This window comes from Thermonema rossianum DSM 10300 (assembly GCF_000426825.1).
GTDB classification, from domain to species: Bacteria; Bacteroidota; Bacteroidia; order Cytophagales; family Thermonemataceae; genus Thermonema; species Thermonema rossianum.
Genome location: NZ_AUGC01000013.1, coordinates 46,619 through 62,016 on the forward strand (window position 1 = coordinate 46,619; position 15,398 = coordinate 62,016).

Annotated in this window: 9 protein-coding genes; 3 read left to right on the forward strand and 6 right to left on the reverse strand. The window is 48.2% G+C overall.

Annotated elements, in window-relative coordinates:
* The first annotated feature begins 231 nt into the window (after positions 1-231).
* From K384_RS13460 to K384_RS09780, 3 genes are all read left to right on the forward strand, one after another.
* Entirely contained in the window at positions 232-3,834 is a 3,603-nt protein-coding gene (locus K384_RS13460; RefSeq protein ID WP_051633305.1) for a S8 family serine peptidase, read from the forward strand.
* 96 nt (positions 3,835-3,930) lie between these two features.
* A complete protein-coding gene (locus K384_RS09775) occupies positions 3,931-4,542 on the forward strand; it encodes a hypothetical protein (protein ID WP_038031854.1) in 612 nt (203 codons plus the stop codon).
* A gap of 2 nt (positions 4,543-4,544) precedes the next feature.
* Positions 4,545-5,207, forward strand: a complete 663-nt coding sequence (locus tag K384_RS09780; RefSeq protein ID WP_038031856.1) for a DUF2490 domain-containing protein — start codon at positions 4,545-4,547, stop codon at positions 5,205-5,207.
* Between the two features lie 75 nt (positions 5,208-5,282).
* Here K384_RS09780 and K384_RS09785 read toward each other — a convergent pair whose 3' ends face one another.
* The 6 genes from K384_RS09785 to K384_RS13465 all read right to left on the reverse strand — a co-directional run bounded on the left by K384_RS09785 (position 5,283) and on the right by K384_RS13465 (position 15,281).
* The gene (locus K384_RS09785; protein ID WP_038031858.1) at positions 5,283-6,356 is read right to left on the reverse strand and encodes an alanine racemase; all 1,074 of its coding nucleotides are present in this window, start codon (positions 6,354-6,356) and stop codon (positions 5,283-5,285) included.
* Between the two features lie 19 nt (positions 6,357-6,375).
* Complete coding sequence (locus K384_RS09790; RefSeq protein WP_051633306.1) at positions 6,376-6,813, reverse strand: GNAT family N-acetyltransferase; 438 nt, start codon at positions 6,811-6,813, stop codon at positions 6,376-6,378.
* Between the two features lie 211 nt (positions 6,814-7,024).
* Complete coding sequence (locus tag K384_RS09795; RefSeq protein WP_038031859.1) at positions 7,025-8,389, reverse strand: RagB/SusD family nutrient uptake outer membrane protein; 1,365 nt, start codon at positions 8,387-8,389, stop codon at positions 7,025-7,027.
* Positions 8,390-8,407: 18 nt separating this feature from the next.
* Complete coding sequence (locus K384_RS09800) at positions 8,408-11,377, reverse strand: SusC/RagA family TonB-linked outer membrane protein (protein WP_038031862.1); 2,970 nt, start codon at positions 11,375-11,377, stop codon at positions 8,408-8,410.
* A 107-nt stretch (positions 11,378-11,484) separates the two neighbouring features.
* Positions 11,485-12,039 (reverse strand): YceI family protein, encoded by a 555-nt coding sequence (locus K384_RS09805; RefSeq protein ID WP_038031863.1) that lies wholly within the window; start codon positions 12,037-12,039, stop codon positions 11,485-11,487.
* 140 nt (positions 12,040-12,179) lie between these two features.
* Entirely contained in the window at positions 12,180-15,281 is a 3,102-nt protein-coding gene (locus K384_RS13465) for a M4 family metallopeptidase (protein ID WP_051633307.1), read from the reverse strand.
* Positions 15,282-15,398 lie beyond the last annotated feature (117 nt).

The window sequence follows — 15,398 nt, forward strand, 5'->3', positions numbered from 1 at the left end:
TGTCAACTTAAAAAGTGGTGCATGTTAACCTTTTTATTACTTCTCTAATTGATCGGGCTTGCGTCTATCAAAAAAAAAGTTGTATTTGTTTACCGGTGCTTATTGCTTGCCCGCTGCCCTCTCGTTGGTGACCAAAGTTGATCTTCTTTGTCCATTCTTGTTTTATTGAAGAAGCAAAAAGGAAAAATACAATTATGGTTTTGTTATCACTAACTTTAAAAAGACAAGTATATGAAACGGTCCATGGTTTTCTCTTTATCTTTAGTGGTAGGTGTCTTGCTGACAGGCAACAAACCGGCAAATGCGCAAACAGACGAGCCGGCAAGGCACAATTTGTTGCGCCGTTTAGAGCATCAGGAACAAGCACGCCGGCAGCGTATTGAACAATTCCGCTTGGCAGGTAAACAAGATTTGGAAGAAAATCGTTTTTCAGCCCCCACCATTTTATATGATATTTTGCCGACCGGCGAGCCCCTCTTCTTTACCACCTGTAACTTGACAGCTGCGCAAAATGTTGGCACTCACAAGCTATGGACCGGTGGTGAGCTTCAATTAAACTTAGAAGGAAGTAACCTGACCATTGGACTGTGGGACGCAGGAGCCGTACGCGCTACTCATCAAGAATTTACAGGGCGTGTTAGCCAAATAGACAACGTTGGTTTTCTATATACAAGTGGAAGCAACCATGCTACACATGTAAGTGGTACTCTTCTTGCTGCCGGGATAAGCCCACAAGCAAGAGGCATGGCAAAGGAAGCCCGGCTCTGGGCCTACGATTGGAACGGCGATGTGCCGGAGATGGCACAGGCTGCGGCGGCGGGCCTTCTGATTTCCAATCACTCCTATGGCTATAGTGCCTGGGGAATGCCCCAATGGATGTTTGGTTTTTATGACCAATATGCTGCCAATTGGGACGAAATCACCTATACCTTCCCTTATTATCTGCCTGTAAAAGCAGCCGGCAATGATGGCGGCAGTGGATACAATAGTGCTGATGGTGGTTACGATTTATTGTTGGGGGCATCCAACGCAAAAAACGCCTTGGTGGTTGGTGCAGTGTATGGAGACACTTATACCGGTCCCGAAAGTGTGCGTATTGCTCCTTTTTCTTCTTGGGGTCCTACCGATGACGGGCGTATTAAACCTGACCTGGTAGCGCCCGGTGTGAACCTCTATTCGGCGGGGGCGGCTGCCGATAATGCCTATGCCTATGGCTCGGGCACTTCCATGGCCACTCCTGTGGTGACCGGCTCGTTGGCTTTGTTGCAGGAATATTACCGGCGTTTATATGGCAGCTACATGCAGGCAGCTACCTTGCGGGCATTGGTTATTCATACGGCGCGGGAAGCAGGAAGTGCGCCGGGACCTGATTATATCCATGGATGGGGCTTGTTGAATGCCGAAAAGGCTGCCCTGACCATTCAGGAAGCGGCCACTACCGGTGGGGCGCTCATCGAGGAGCGCACACTAAACGATGGGGCTACGTATGTGTTTAGTGTAACGGCTTTAGGTACTTCTCCCTTGGAGGTGACCATATGCTGGACCGACCCTGCCGGTACGCCGCCACCTACGAATGTGGAGGACCCAACGGATTTAATGCTGGTCAATGACTTGGACGTGCGCGTAAGCGACGGAAGTACTACCTACCTGCCCTGGGTGCTTGACCCCGCATTGCCTGCTGCGGCTGCCACAACCGGCGATAATTTTCGCGACAACGTAGAGAAAATTTATATTGCATCGCCCACACCGGGTGCTACCTATACAATTACTGTGTCTCATAAAGGCATACTTAGTGGTGGGGCGCAGGATTATTCACTGATAGTAACAGGTATCCTTGCACCAAGTGTTCCTCTTGTCAGCTTCACTGCTAACTTAATGAACACTGTTGAAGTGGCAACAAACCCATCCTTGCCGGGCGATTGTAGAGCTTATACCGATATTTTAATTCCCGTAAGAATCACAGGTGTATTAACGCTCGACAATACATTGGGAATAACACTTGGAGGCAGTGCCATAGAAGGTGTTGACTACGATGTGATTACGCCCTTTCCTCTTACGCTTTTAGCCGGAATTACCGGCTATCAAAATATTATATTGAGAGTGTATGATGATCATGCTACCGAAGCAGCCGAAGAGGTGATAATAACACTCAATATAAATGCAGGGGATGCTTCCTTGGGGGCTTATCCGTCAATTGTAATTAAGATAGCGGATAACGACTTAGCCCCTGCCCCTCCTGCGACATCCGGTGTATTATTGTTTGAAAATTTTGAAGGAGCGCTGACAGGGTGGACGGCCTTTTCTAATATAAGCAGTGCCAATAATTGGTATTTGGGCAATAGCTACGTGCTGAACGGTAGCCGGAGTGTGTATATCTCAGATGGTACGGGAGTATATGACAAAACAAGCAGTGCCAATGTTCTTTTGATAAGTCCGGTAATAGATGCCACCGCATATCCTTATAGCGATTTGCAGTTAAGCTTTTTAATGCTTTGTAATGGTGAGGCAGTAGGCAGTACCTATTATGACTATGGTTCAGTGGTTATTTTGGATGAAGCGATGAGTTACTACACGGTGATTGGAGGGCCCTATCAAGGCATTACCTCCGTAAGTGCTCAAACCATCAACATTCCGGCTCAGTTTAAAGGAACGCGTTTCCGTATTGCCTTTTGGTGGATAAATGATGATTTTTGGGGTAGTGACCCGGCTTTTGTAGTAGATGACGTACAAGTGCAGGCACTGCCCTTTGCGGGCACACCCGTGCAATACAGCGTATCTGCCGACCCGGCAGGAAACACCTACTATTTTGGTCCGAACGACACACTCTATGTGCGTGACAGCAACAGCGGCAACCTCATAGCGCGCTTGGAAAACCTTTCCGGCCATAACTATGGCTGCACGCAAGTATATGTGGACAGAGCCGGCACGGGGGCAAGCAACTTTATCGATACCGACCCCGCCAATGCAGCTACGGACAAAACGCTGCGCATCATTCCTGCCAATAACAACCCCACGGGCAACTACCGCATTCGACTCTACTTCTCGAATGCAGAAATTGCCGGCTGGGAAGCAGCTACAGGCAAATCATTCACAACCGACATGCAGATAGTCAAGTATCCGGGAGCCATTGCCTCAGCAAGCAATCCCTCTTTGGTATCTTATGCAAGCAGCCTGCAGCGCGGCAACTACGGTTTTGCCGACCGCTGGATAGAAGGTACGTTCTTCAACGGCTTTTCGGGCTTTGCCGGGCAAGGCGGTGGCTTTACCCCCCTGCCGGTAGAGTTGCTCAGCTTGCAGGCCCGGTGGGTGGATAAGCGCCGGGTAGCGCTACAGTGGGAAGTAGTCGAAGACACTCACATAAAAGAATATTGGATAGAGCGCAGTGTAGGCAAAGAAGCAGCATTTGCGCGGGTGGCAAGCCGCCAAGCAGGCAAAACCTCTGCCCGTGGCGGGCAAGGAATGGTATATGAGGTAAACGATGAACCAAACATAACGCTTGACGAGGTACCTTATTATCGCTTGGGCATGAAGACCGTGACCGGAGAGATTTCTTATAGCGAAGTGGTTACACCCGGGGCACGTGCCTTCGACTTTGCGGTATATCCCACTGTGGTATCCGGCAATGTAACCATAGAGCTGCCTTATTTGTCCGAGTCGGTGCATATCCAATGCATAGACGTTCATGGGCGTAGCTTTGACATTGAGCAGGTCAGCTTGTCCGGAGAAGGGAAGCGCATAACAAGCTCGATGGAGCAGCTGCCGGCAGGTGTGTATGTGCTGCAGTTGCGCTATTCGAATGGGCAGGTGCTGCAGAAAAAGATTGTGAAACGCTAAACAGCATTATTTCCTTCGTTTCTACCAAGCAGAAGCCCTACCGGCGTGGTGGGGCTTTTTTTATAATTTTGCTCTGTTTAACTATTTGCCGGAGCTATGGCCGTTCGCCTTGTTTTTTATACACTATTGTTCTGCTGCCTGCCCGGGCTCCTTTATGCACAAGAAAAAGAGCAGGAAATAAAATACGAACGGGAGCAGCGTATAAAAGAAGACAAAGTGCCGCGTCCTGCCTATGTGTGGATACGTTACTGCGTTCCTTCGGAGGAACTCAAGGCGCCAAAGTGGTACTATGAAGAAGGCTTAGAGACATACAGCTATGAATGCAAGTTTCGTTTGGGGCACCGGCGATACAGCGTAAAGTTCGACAGCACAGGACATTTGGAAGATGTAGAGCTCTTGGTTCGTTTCCGTGACTTGCCCGATAGTCTGCAGTCGCCTGTTCGCAACTATCTCACGGAACAATACGCCGCCTGCAAAATAGAAAGGGTGCAATGGCAATACACCGGCGATGCTTCTTGTTTGTGCATGTTGTTCCGGAAAAGAGAAATAACGGCAGACGCTTGTGCTGATGTAGCAGTGGAAATGGAAGTCCGCCTTCGCACGCATGAAGGGAAAGAGCTACGCAAAGAGCTGCTTTTTGACCTTCGTGGCAATCTTTTGAAACAAAGAAAGATAATAGAGCACAAAACTGAAAACATGATTTATTGAGGATGAGAAAACTGTGGGTTTTTTTACTACTTTACCTTTTTATGGCTTATCCCGTTTTGGCACAAGATATAAACAGACGTCAGGCGTTGATGGGAGCAGTGAATTTGCACACCCGCCTGAATGATTATTGGAGTTTCAATAACAAGTGGGAGCACCGCGCGTTTTATAGCCCTCTACAAAGCGACCGCCAAGATGTGGAACTGTTTGTAAGCCGCAGCATTTCCCTGTCCCAATTGTTGGGCGGCGGCGTGATGTTGCGTTATGAAATTCAAGACAGACAATGGGTGTACCGTTTTATTCAACAATGGGTATATAAGGGCAAGCTGTTCGCTTGGCAATATACCCACCGGTGGCGCCTCGACCAAACAATATCGGCCGGTGAGACCACACGCTGGCGCTTGCGCTACCGTTGGGCAATGCAACGCAGCTTAAGCGGGCGCCGCCTCGATACGGGCGAACTGTACGCCAAAACTGCTGCCGAAATCTTGGGGCTTTACCGCAATAAACCCGAAGGTGTAGAGTATCGCTTCGTGGCTGTACTGGGTTTTCTGAATACCCGGCAATACAAATTTGAGTTGGGCTTGGACTGGCGCCACAGAAACACCTTTGCCGCCGGCAGGCAGGAAATCATTGCCTTTACGGCAGCGGCTTATATCGTTTTATAAAAAAGCCACTGACGACGCCGGCAATATCTTTATGTATGTAAAATAAGATTGATTATGTTAAGTAGTATCTTCCTGCTACTCAACCACTTTCTTCTCTATGTAACGGGAATTAAGCAAGCCTAAGGCGCCCATGTATTTCAGCTTGAAAGAAACCACATCGCCTACTTTTAAATTTTCTGGATTATTTCCCAGGTCCAGCACAATCATGTCGGAGCTTGCGCCGGCAAACTGAATGTGCTCGTCGTAGGGAATCAAATAATCGGGTGAGGTTTCAAGCAAACCTACATCGATGATGGCACGCACGCTTTTTTTTCCGTAGTCTTCTTCTTTTACTTCAAACACTTCGCCCGAAGGGTTGGCTGCCAACTCACCAATGGGCACTACCGGTTTTTCTTGTATTTCAATGATTTCGGCGTGCAACTGAAACACATCGTCGTGCATGCCGGGAATGGTTTCTTCCTTGAACAAGTCTAAGCCGAAGTACAACAGCTCGCCTATGCGAAAGTGATTCACCCCCTTAGGCAACAATTTGCGCTGCAACAGAGGAAAAACCACAGAGGTGCCCCCCGAGACCCAGGGAATCTGCCGGTTAAACTTGGCTTCTATCAGCTGTTTATACAGTGACAGTTGGATGAGCTTATCATGCGAAGGCATCACACCATATAAGCAGTTGAGATTGGCACCGATGCCCACCACTTGTATATTGGGCAAATGGAATACCTGCTCATAGAAGTGCAGGAGATTTTCCCCCAAAACCCCTTCACGCAAGTCGCCCAACTCAATCATGATGAGTATTTTATGCACTTTGTTTTGCTTTTGGGCTTCTTGTGAAAGCATTTCTATGGTTTTCAGCTCCGTGTTCAAGCTTACGTCCGCATAACGCACCACATTGGGAATGCTGCGCTTAGCCGGCGGCTTGATATACACGGTTTGTATGCCGGGATTAAGCTCTTTGATGGCTTTCAGGTTGCTGATGCGCGAATCGTGCAGCTCTTTTACACCCAGATGCACAATCTCCTGCAAAAAAGGCTTATAGCCACACAACAACTTCGTTACTACCCCCCACTCTATACCATGCTTTTTCAGCCGCTTGTCTATGAATTTGTAGTTGCTTTGTAGCTTTTTTCTGTCTAATGTCAATACTGCCATGAAACGCTAAGGATTGGTTTTACTTTTGAAAGCGCATTTCCAAATATTTGTTGGTGAACCCCAGGCGCTCATAGAGCCGTTTGGCAGGGTTGTGGGGTTCCACATGCAGGGCAATGCCGCCTTGCAGTTCTCCGGTCAAGAAAGTGATAATTTGCCGTCCGATACCTTTTCCCCTTTGTGAAGCATCCACTGCCACATACACCAGTATGTTGGCAGGTATGTATTCATCCATGCCGGTACGGTTTACGACGGCAACTCCCACCAGTTGCTCTTCTTCTGTGTAGGCTTCTACCAGCATTCCTCCTTTTTCGCCGATATACTCTATTGCTTTCAATATGGCGCCGGGTTGATCGCCAAATTCACCCAAATGTTTGTAAAGGAAGTCAACCCATACCGGATGCTTGTCTTTGGCTTGTGCTACTTCTTTGTCTTGAAATACTTTTAAACGAATGCTCATTTTAATGAAAAATATTTTATAAAAACTTGCTTTTTGAAAGAGTAGTCAAATATGACTTTTTTAATATCAGTAAAGCTTATTTAAATGCAAAATTAACTAATAATTATATTTTTTCAAAAATCAATAAAAAGAGCGGCTCTCTATTTTCACCCAAAAAACAAAGAGGTCCGGAAATAAGGACCCCTTTGTTTTTCAATATTTGCCGTGAGCGTTAGTTGACATTTTCATTGGCGGGCAGCGGGAAAGACTCCCACACATCATCGCCCGGACGGTCTATAGGCAGCTGATTCAAACGCCCATAGCGGCGCATGTCTATCCAGCGATGCCCTTCGGCAAAAAGGGCGTAGCGGCGTTGGTTAAGCATCTCGTCAATCAACTCGCTTTGAGTGGTGCCACCGGCATAATTGCCTAAGCCGGCAGCATTGCGCACGACATTCAATGCGTTGACGGCATCGGTCGTGTTTCCTAACTGAATATTGGCTTCTGCATAAATAAGTACCAACTCTTCGGCACGGATAATGGGAATAGGCGCATCATTGGAGCGATACACCCACGTGTCATAAGGACTTGAAAGTCCATCGGCGCTGAATGCTTCTGCTCGCGTACGTATTTTCCCCGCGTCATCGTTAGGATCTGCACGCTTATCGCCTGTTTCAGCATCTGTCACAAAAGAAGGGTGAGCAGCCCGCACCTCACCGCCATTGTTCAGAGGTAAATACAGAGGGTTCAACTCATCACCACCGGCAGTAGAAAAGAAGTGCTTAGGTCCTTTTTGCAAATCTATGCTTTGCAAGTCACTTAATTCGATAGTGCCATTATTGTTTACATCCAAGAAGGAGCCATTGAGTGCGGTGAGCGCACCGGTCCAATCTTCACGGTACACGGCTACCCGTGCTGCCAAAGCACGATTAAACTGCCGGAAAGTAGGCGGTGTATCAAAGCCATCGAAGCCGGTACTCAAATCAAAGGCAAACTCACTACCTGCATTGCTTAAATCATTGGCGGCTTCATCAAGTAAATTGGCAATGTACTGAAATGCTTCGCTCTTAGACACCACCGGTCCCAAATTGTCCGGGTCTTTTACATCTACACGGATGCCATTTTCATTTTGCATGTTGAGCACCAGCAACAATTGATAAGCTATGATGGTTTTGGCAAAGCCCCGGTAACCATTCTTTTGTGCATCGGTAAGTGGGGCGGTGGTGTTGTCCACACCATCGAGTAGATAATAGCAATTGCGGATGACACGGTATCGCTCATAGTAAGGCCCGGTAGTATAGAAGGTATTGTTATCCAAGGTACTGCTTCCTTTTCCTAAGAGGTCACCGGTAAATCGAGGGTCGGAAGCCGAATAGCGGTAATACTCCCGCCCAATCAAGGCAACGGCATCATAGTAAGTGCCCAAGCGATTGCGCATGCCGGCTTCTATGCCGGACACCAGGTTTTGCAGTTCAGCCACCGTAGGGTTATTCACCAAATCGACAGTAGGGTTGTTCGGGTCTTTGAGTTGGTCCAATTGGCAGCCTGTTATCATGAGCATGCCAACGACAAGAAAAATATATAACGTTCGTTTCATGGTTATTCGAATTTAGAGTTAGAACTTGAAGCCCACATGGAAATACACACGACGTGCCGAGGGGAAGGGAGCTACTTCCACACCGGTAGAAAGGCCACCGGCACCAAAGTTGGACACCTCGGGGTCATAGCTGCGGTATTTAAAGAAGTTCAGCATATTATAGCCGGATACTCCAAGGCGAATGCCTTTTACAAACTTCCCGCCAAAAAGGGCAGTAAGTTGCTCTTCGCGGAAGTTGTAGAACAAACCTACTTCACGCAAACGGATGTAGGAGGCATCTTCTACAAAGGGGGCTGCCGACACACCCAATTGCGATTTACGGTAATCGCCATTGTTCAAGGTGCCACTTGGGTCAAGGTCACGGTCGTCATAATCGGGCGAGGTATTTGAGAGGTCAAACAATAGGAAGGTTAAATTGATGTTGTCGCCGCCTTTTTTCCAATGCCACAGAAAAGAAAGCTCCCAGTTCTTATAGTTGATGAAGTTTTGCCATGACATTTGGAAGTCGGGGGTTGCATCGCCAAACACCTTCAGGCCGGTTTGGGGGTCGCCATTGGGGTCTATGCCCACAATTTGTGTAGGACTTTTGCCTTCCTCGATGCGGAAAGTACCCAGTGTGGCACCAAATGCACCGGTATTGAATGCCGGCACGTCGAGGCGCGTCACAAGTCCACGGTTGCGCCACCAGTTGATGGATGTGTTCCATTCGAAATCGCCGCTCTTTACCACCTGTGCCCGCAAGCCCAGTTCTATACCTTTGTTTTGCAGCTCTGCGGCATTTTTTATTTCCACTGCAAAACCGGAAGAAGCAGGTGCTTGTGCTGTCAACAAAAGGTCTTTGGCTGTTTTGATGTAGTAGTTGGCTTCAAAAGAAATGCGGCCATCCAAGAAGCCCAACTCGGTTCCTATTTCCAGCTCGGTTTGGCGCTCGGGTCCAATGGTTGTATTGCCACGCGTGCCGCCTACCAGTGAGCCGGCAAGTCCGTCTATAAGGGTGTTGCCCAGCGAGGTAAAAGTAGAGCCGAAATTGGCAAAGCGCCCGGCTTCGCCATAGGCAGCACGCAGCTTCCATTGACTGACAGCCGCCACATTCCAAAAGGCAAAATTATGTATGTTAATAGCCATGTTGGCACGCGGGAAGTAGTAGAGCTTATTGGCATCTCCGTTATTGGAAGATTTGTCGGCACGAATACCTACCGTAGCGATAATCTTATCATCGAAGTTGACCTCTTCCTGTATGTAGTAGCCGAAGTCTTTTTCAGGAACCACGGTTTGATCCAAGGCAAAAGACCCGGCTTGGTCCACATTGGTTTGCGAGCCAATCAACTGAGTAGCCGTGGCCAAAATGGTGTTCCGGTAAAAATCCAAATACAACAAACCGGCTTGAGTAGCAAAAGATAGTTTGTTGTTCGGGAAAAACTCATGCACCAAAAAGCCTTGAAAGGTCTTGTTGATTAGGTTGGTATTTCCCTGAATAGAGGCGCCATTGGTGCCATTGCCATTTTTTTGGAACTGTAATTCGCGCGGGAAAATGGCCTGTGTGAACAGTGTGTAGGTGTCCAAACCGGCAGTACCTACAAATTTCAGCTGTGATTTACGCGACTGATATAGTTGCGCATCCAAGGTAGCCCCCATCACAAAGCGGCGCACCGACTCATTGTTGGTGACCAAATCACGGGTTTGCAAAAAGTTTGAAGGCGCATAAGGGTTGTTCGGGTAGTTGCCGTTGGCATCGGGGAATAAATAGGCCCAAGGGTAAGTAGATATGTAGGAGATACCCATGGTTGTACCGGAGTTGTCGTTATTGAAGAAGCCCCGGTCTGCCGAGCTCTGAATGTAGTTAGCCCCCATAGACAGCTTCACTTTGTCTGTGATGTCATGAGCTACATTCAAGCGAAGCGCTGTCTTTAAGTAACCGGTGTTTTTCACAATCCCTTCTTCGTCTTTTCTCAGAAACGAGCTGTAAAAGGTAGTTTTTTCATTTCCGCCCGATACACTTAAATAAGTATTCATTAAGCGTCCTTTATAGCCGTACAACTCTTTTTCGTAATCAAAAATCTGCCCGGCGGCTTTAGCCGCTTGGAAGTTGGCAAGCTCGGCAGGCACATATTGTTGCACCTTTTGCTCATCCCACTGGCGCTGCCCCAAGGGGTTGATCATAGACGTTTGTCCTATGTTTTGCTCAAAATTGATACGCAAGCCGTCTTGTCCGCGCTTGGTATTGATGATAATTACCCCCGCGGCAGCCCGTGAACCGTAGATAGCAGAGGCTGAGGGTCCCTTCAAAATTTCGATAGACTCAATGTCCTCGGGCACGATATCAGCGATCCGGTTGGAAGGGTTGTCTTGATTCGATTGACTCCCGCCCGCTGCTGCTTTCGATACCACATTTAAGCCTGCCGGAATCGAGGAGTTGTCAACATACACCCCATCGATGATAAAGAGCGGTTGCGAGCTTCCTGTAATGGAGGTAAGACCACGCAAACGGACGGAAATACCTCCACCCGGCGCACCGGAGTTGGCTACGATATTGGCTCCTGTAAATTTACCATATAAGGCACCGTCTACAGTTTGAGGCATGGTTACGCCGGTCAGTTCTTGTGCGGTCAGCTTAGGTACTGAGGTCGCAAGGTTCGCCCTTTTGGTCTGCGATGCCAAACCGGAAATCACCACTTCTTCCAAACCGGCAATATCTTCTTTTAAGACCACATCTATATTGCTCGTGGAAGAGGTAACCGGTATTTCGGCCTCTTTGTAGCCAATGAAAGAGACCACCAAGACACCTTCGGCAGCAGGCAATGTAAGCTCAAAGGCTCCGTTCATGTCGGTAACCGTACCTACCGATGAGGAGCCTTTCAAATAAACGCTGGCACCGGGCAATGCTTTGCCGGACTGATCTTTTACCGTGCCTCGCACGGTATGCTGGGCATAGGCATGTGCTGCACACAGCCACAGCATCGTGAAGAGGAGTGTTAATCTTTGTTTCATAGTAGATATATTTTTGTTTTTTGAAAAGTAAAAAATTTTATTCCATAAAAACAAAAAAGCGCAACATATTTTATGCCGCGCTTACAGTAGTTAAAAAAGCGTTGTTTTTATGTCTGTGCGAATAATTTTTGATAAGCCTCTTCGGTCACCAACTCACAAACAATGCGCAAGCACACCTCATGCCCTATGAGATAAGCGCCATTTTGTAGCAGGTTATTCCATTTCAGCCCCCATAAAAGCCTATTGAGTTTACCCTCTGCCATAAAGCCCAAACGATCATTGCCCCATGGATCCACTTGTAACCCCCTGTATTGCGCATGCAGGGTAAAGGGCAACGCTTTCCCTTTAATTGTCAAGGTGCCCTCAATGTCATAAGGACGGTTGCCTTTGGGCACAAAACGATTGCTTTCAAAAGTCATATAGGGGAAATGCGCTGCATCGAAAAAATCGGCGGAACGCAAGTGCTCATCCCTTGCTTCATTATTGGTAAAAATACTGGCCGTTTCGATGCGTGCACTCAATTGAGCCTTGTCAAACTCTAAAGCAGGTACTTTCAAGGTGCCGTCGAAGTGGCGGAAGATGCCACTCACTTCGCCTATCACCATGTGAGGTACAGTAAACTCCACCAATGCATGAGCCGGATCTACTTTCCACGTTTTCATAGGTCAAGCTTATTTTAGTTAAAACAACAATCAGTGTTGCAACACTGATTTGCTTTTTTTAGTTTTTTAATGACCACTTGCCCTATAAAAAAACCGGGGAAATTTTCCCCGGTCAAAACAAACTATTTCACAAAACACGTTTATTGTTTCACTAACTTATATTGACTTACACCCAGCTCGTTTTGCACTTCTACAATATAGATACCTGCTTGCAGCTGTCGTACATCCAAGGTGCAGTTATTGCCTGTGGCCACCTGACGCAGCACTTCTGCACCACGCAGGTCAAGCACACGCACCAGGCTGCCGCTTTCTACCGACCCCGGTACCAATTGCACAGTATAAGTGGCGGGGTTAGGATACAAAGCAGCAAATTGAACATCGCCTTGCAAGCTACCGCTGCGTAGAGCCACTTCTTGTGCCCCTATTCCAAACGCATTGCCAATGCTTACGGTATAGTCTTCCACTTCGCCATAGCTGAAGCTGCCGCAGCTGCTTGCATAGCTACCATACTTCATGGATACACGCATGCGGGTAGTGCCGGTAATGGCTGAAGTAGGCACGGTGAAGTCGCCATAAAGTTGGCCTGCACTGCTTGAGCTGCCCTCTACAATTACCTCATCGGCATCAAACGAGCCATTGCCGTCAAAGTCTATCCATATGCGCCAGTAAACGGTATATCGTGTGCTTCTATAACCTGCACTTATATAAAGACGCTCGGTAGCTCCTTTGGTGATAGTAGCCGTCTTGGAGGTGTAATCACCATAACCACCATCTTTACCGGTTGTGTTGGTCATGTTGTTCAAACCAACGTAATCAATCCAGAAGTAATAATCGTTGTTTCCGTTTGCCGAGCAGTAAGATGAAGGCGGCGGGGTGCTGCCCGAAGTGGTAAAGGTGTAAGAAGAAGAGTAATTGGAGGTGCTGCCGCTGCACTGTGTACGCACCTGGAACTCATATTGAGTGGAAGCACTCAGCCCACTTACGTTCAAAGAAGTAGAAGTGGTGCTGGTGGTAGTCCAAGTAGAAGACGAGGTGGCTTTATAACGCACATCGTAACCGGCTGCACCTGACACGGCTCCCCAGCTGAGTGTGGCACTCGAAGAAGTAATGTTCGAAGCACTCAAGCCGGCAGGCGTATTACAGGGTGCCGGTGCCGAACCCGAAAACTCCACAGTATAGTCTTCTACTTCACCATATGAGAATGTTTCGCAAGAGGTAGGTTGTCCGTTGTATTTCATGGAAATACGCATGCGGGTAGTGCCCGAAGCAGACGTGGGCACAGTGAAGCTGCCGCTGACGGTTGTTTTGCTTCCGCCCGAAGAATACACCAGCTCGCCACTGTCATCGAAGCTGCCGTTACCGTTGTAGTCTATCCAGATTCTCCAGTATTCAGTGTAAGAGGAGCTTGAAAAACCGGGGGTAAGACTTACATTCACCGAAGCGCCGGGCGCCAAGGTGATGGTCTTAGAGGTAAAGTCAGTATATCCGGCGGCACCGGAGCTATTGGTAAAGCTGCCTACATTTACTTGTGCTATCCATTCGTAGCTGCTGTTGTTTCCTTGGCTGTTGCAGTACGAAGTACCACCGCCGCCACCATTGTAGGCACTGCCTACACCTACGGCATACCAGGCATTGGTAGTTTGAATTTCTTCGTTCGAACCGGCACCGTACAAGTCTTTAGCCGCCTGAATGGTAGCCGTACGGGCATCTGCATATTTGGAAGAAGAGGTCAGGTAAACACTGATGGCACGGAAGGCGATTTTTTCTGCTTTTTCAATGCCAATACCTGTCACGTTGTAAGAGTTGCCGATGTCGTTGGTACCGGATTTCCCTACAGAAAGGATATAGAACCAATGGTTCAACACACCACTGTTGGTATGCACACCGCCATTGTCGCCGGAGCCGCTGTACCAGTTGGTACCTTTGTAGGTGTCGGGTTGTCCCTCTTGTTTGGGATTGCTCATGGAGCGCAATGCCACATGTCCGGAACGGCGCTCAATGTCTTCGCCTATCAACCAAATGGATTTTTCAGGGGCTGCATGGTATTCTACACAAGCCGCCCAAATATCGGAGTAGCCTTCGTTGAGCGCTCCCGATTCGTAAGAATAGGTAAGGTTGGCAGTATAGGTGGTCACTGCATGCCCAATTTCATGCGCTGCTACATCCAAAGAAGTGAGTGCATCGAAATAGGTGCCACTGCCATCGCCGTAAGTCATGCGCTGGCCATCCCAGAAGGCATTGTCATAATTGGAAGAATAATGCACATAAGATTTGATGGCGGCGCCGTTGCCGTCGAAGCTGTTGCGCCCATGTACGTTCTTCCAATAGTCATAGGTCATTTGTGCGCCCCAGTGTGCATCCAAGGCAGCATTGTCTTTGGCTGCGTTGTTCCACTCGGCACTGGTCCAGTTGTTGTCGTTATCTACAAAATCAACTGCGCTGTTATAGTTGGTGCTTTGATTGAGGTCATAGGTTAAAATACCGTTACCGCGCGAATAATCACGCAAGCGGAAGCTGCCATTGTAGCTGTCGGTAGTAATGCTGCGGCTGCCACTGTATCGTGTAGCAGCTGTACCCGTAGCCACTGCGTGCTTAATAATCGGGTCTTTGCGCACAATTTGCCCGCTTTGTGCATCAACATACACGTAGTCGCGTGCCAGCGGCTCGGCAGTATAGATATCGAACTTATACGCCAGTGCATAAGCTTTTTTGCCTGCCAAGGCAGGGTCTGTTTTCACAATCACCAGCTCACCCTTGGGCGCCGGCACCTCGGGGTCGAGGTTCCACATCATGCGGCGCGCCTGCAGTTGGCGCAATGCGTTGTCTAAAGCTTGCTTTTCACTCAAGCGGGCTTTGGTGCTTACGCCTTCCACCGGCTCGTAATGTCCGTTGAGCAATTGAATATATGCCCCCTTGATGTGTGCATAATATTCCGCATGCTCTACTTTAATCCCTTGGTAGTAAAGCTGATATTTTTGATGCACGAACCCTTCGCCATCGGGGTTTACCTGCATCAAACGCATTTCTTCGCCTTGACGCATGGAGAGTACCGAACGAAAGAGCTCGGGCATCGATTGACGTTGGGAAAGCAGCTGCCCCACTTCAAACTCGATGAAGGTGGGCGTGCCGGTTTCATCATCTACTTCTACACGGCGCACTTGGTCTTTTTGTGCGTAAACGCTTGTGTAGCTACCTCCTGCCAGAAGGAAAGCCAACACAGCGGGCAAGTATAACTTTTTCATACCATTAAGTTTTTGGTGAATTAATAAGCCTTCGATTCTGCAAGTGTAAAAATATTTTTTCATGCAACAAAAGTCACACAGAACTTTTTTTGGAAATTTTCACCAAATACAGTCATA

Coding starts and splice junctions, on each gene's coding strand:
- K384_RS13460 (WP_051633305.1), top strand. CDS start 232: ATGAAACGGTCCATGGTTTTCTCTTTATCTTTAGTGGTAGGTGTCTTG.
- K384_RS09775 (WP_038031854.1), top strand. CDS start 3,931: ATGGCCGTTCGCCTTGTTTTTTATACACTATTGTTCTGCTGCCTGCCC.
- K384_RS09780 (WP_038031856.1), top strand. CDS start 4,545: ATGAGAAAACTGTGGGTTTTTTTACTACTTTACCTTTTTATGGCTTAT.
- K384_RS09785 (WP_038031858.1), bottom strand. CDS start 6,356: ATGGCAGTATTGACATTAGACAGAAAAAAGCTACAAAGCAACTACAAA.
- K384_RS09790 (WP_051633306.1), bottom strand. CDS start 6,813: ATGAGCATTCGTTTAAAAGTATTTCAAGACAAAGAAGTAGCACAAGCC.
- K384_RS09795 (WP_038031859.1), bottom strand. CDS start 8,389: ATGAAACGAACGTTATATATTTTTCTTGTCGTTGGCATGCTCATGATA.
- K384_RS09800 (WP_038031862.1), bottom strand. CDS start 11,377: ATGAAACAAAGATTAACACTCCTCTTCACGATGCTGTGGCTGTGTGCA.
- K384_RS09805 (WP_038031863.1), bottom strand. CDS start 12,039: ATGAAAACGTGGAAAGTAGATCCGGCTCATGCATTGGTGGAGTTTACT.
- K384_RS13465 (WP_051633307.1), bottom strand. CDS start 15,281: ATGAAAAAGTTATACTTGCCCGCTGTGTTGGCTTTCCTTCTGGCAGGA.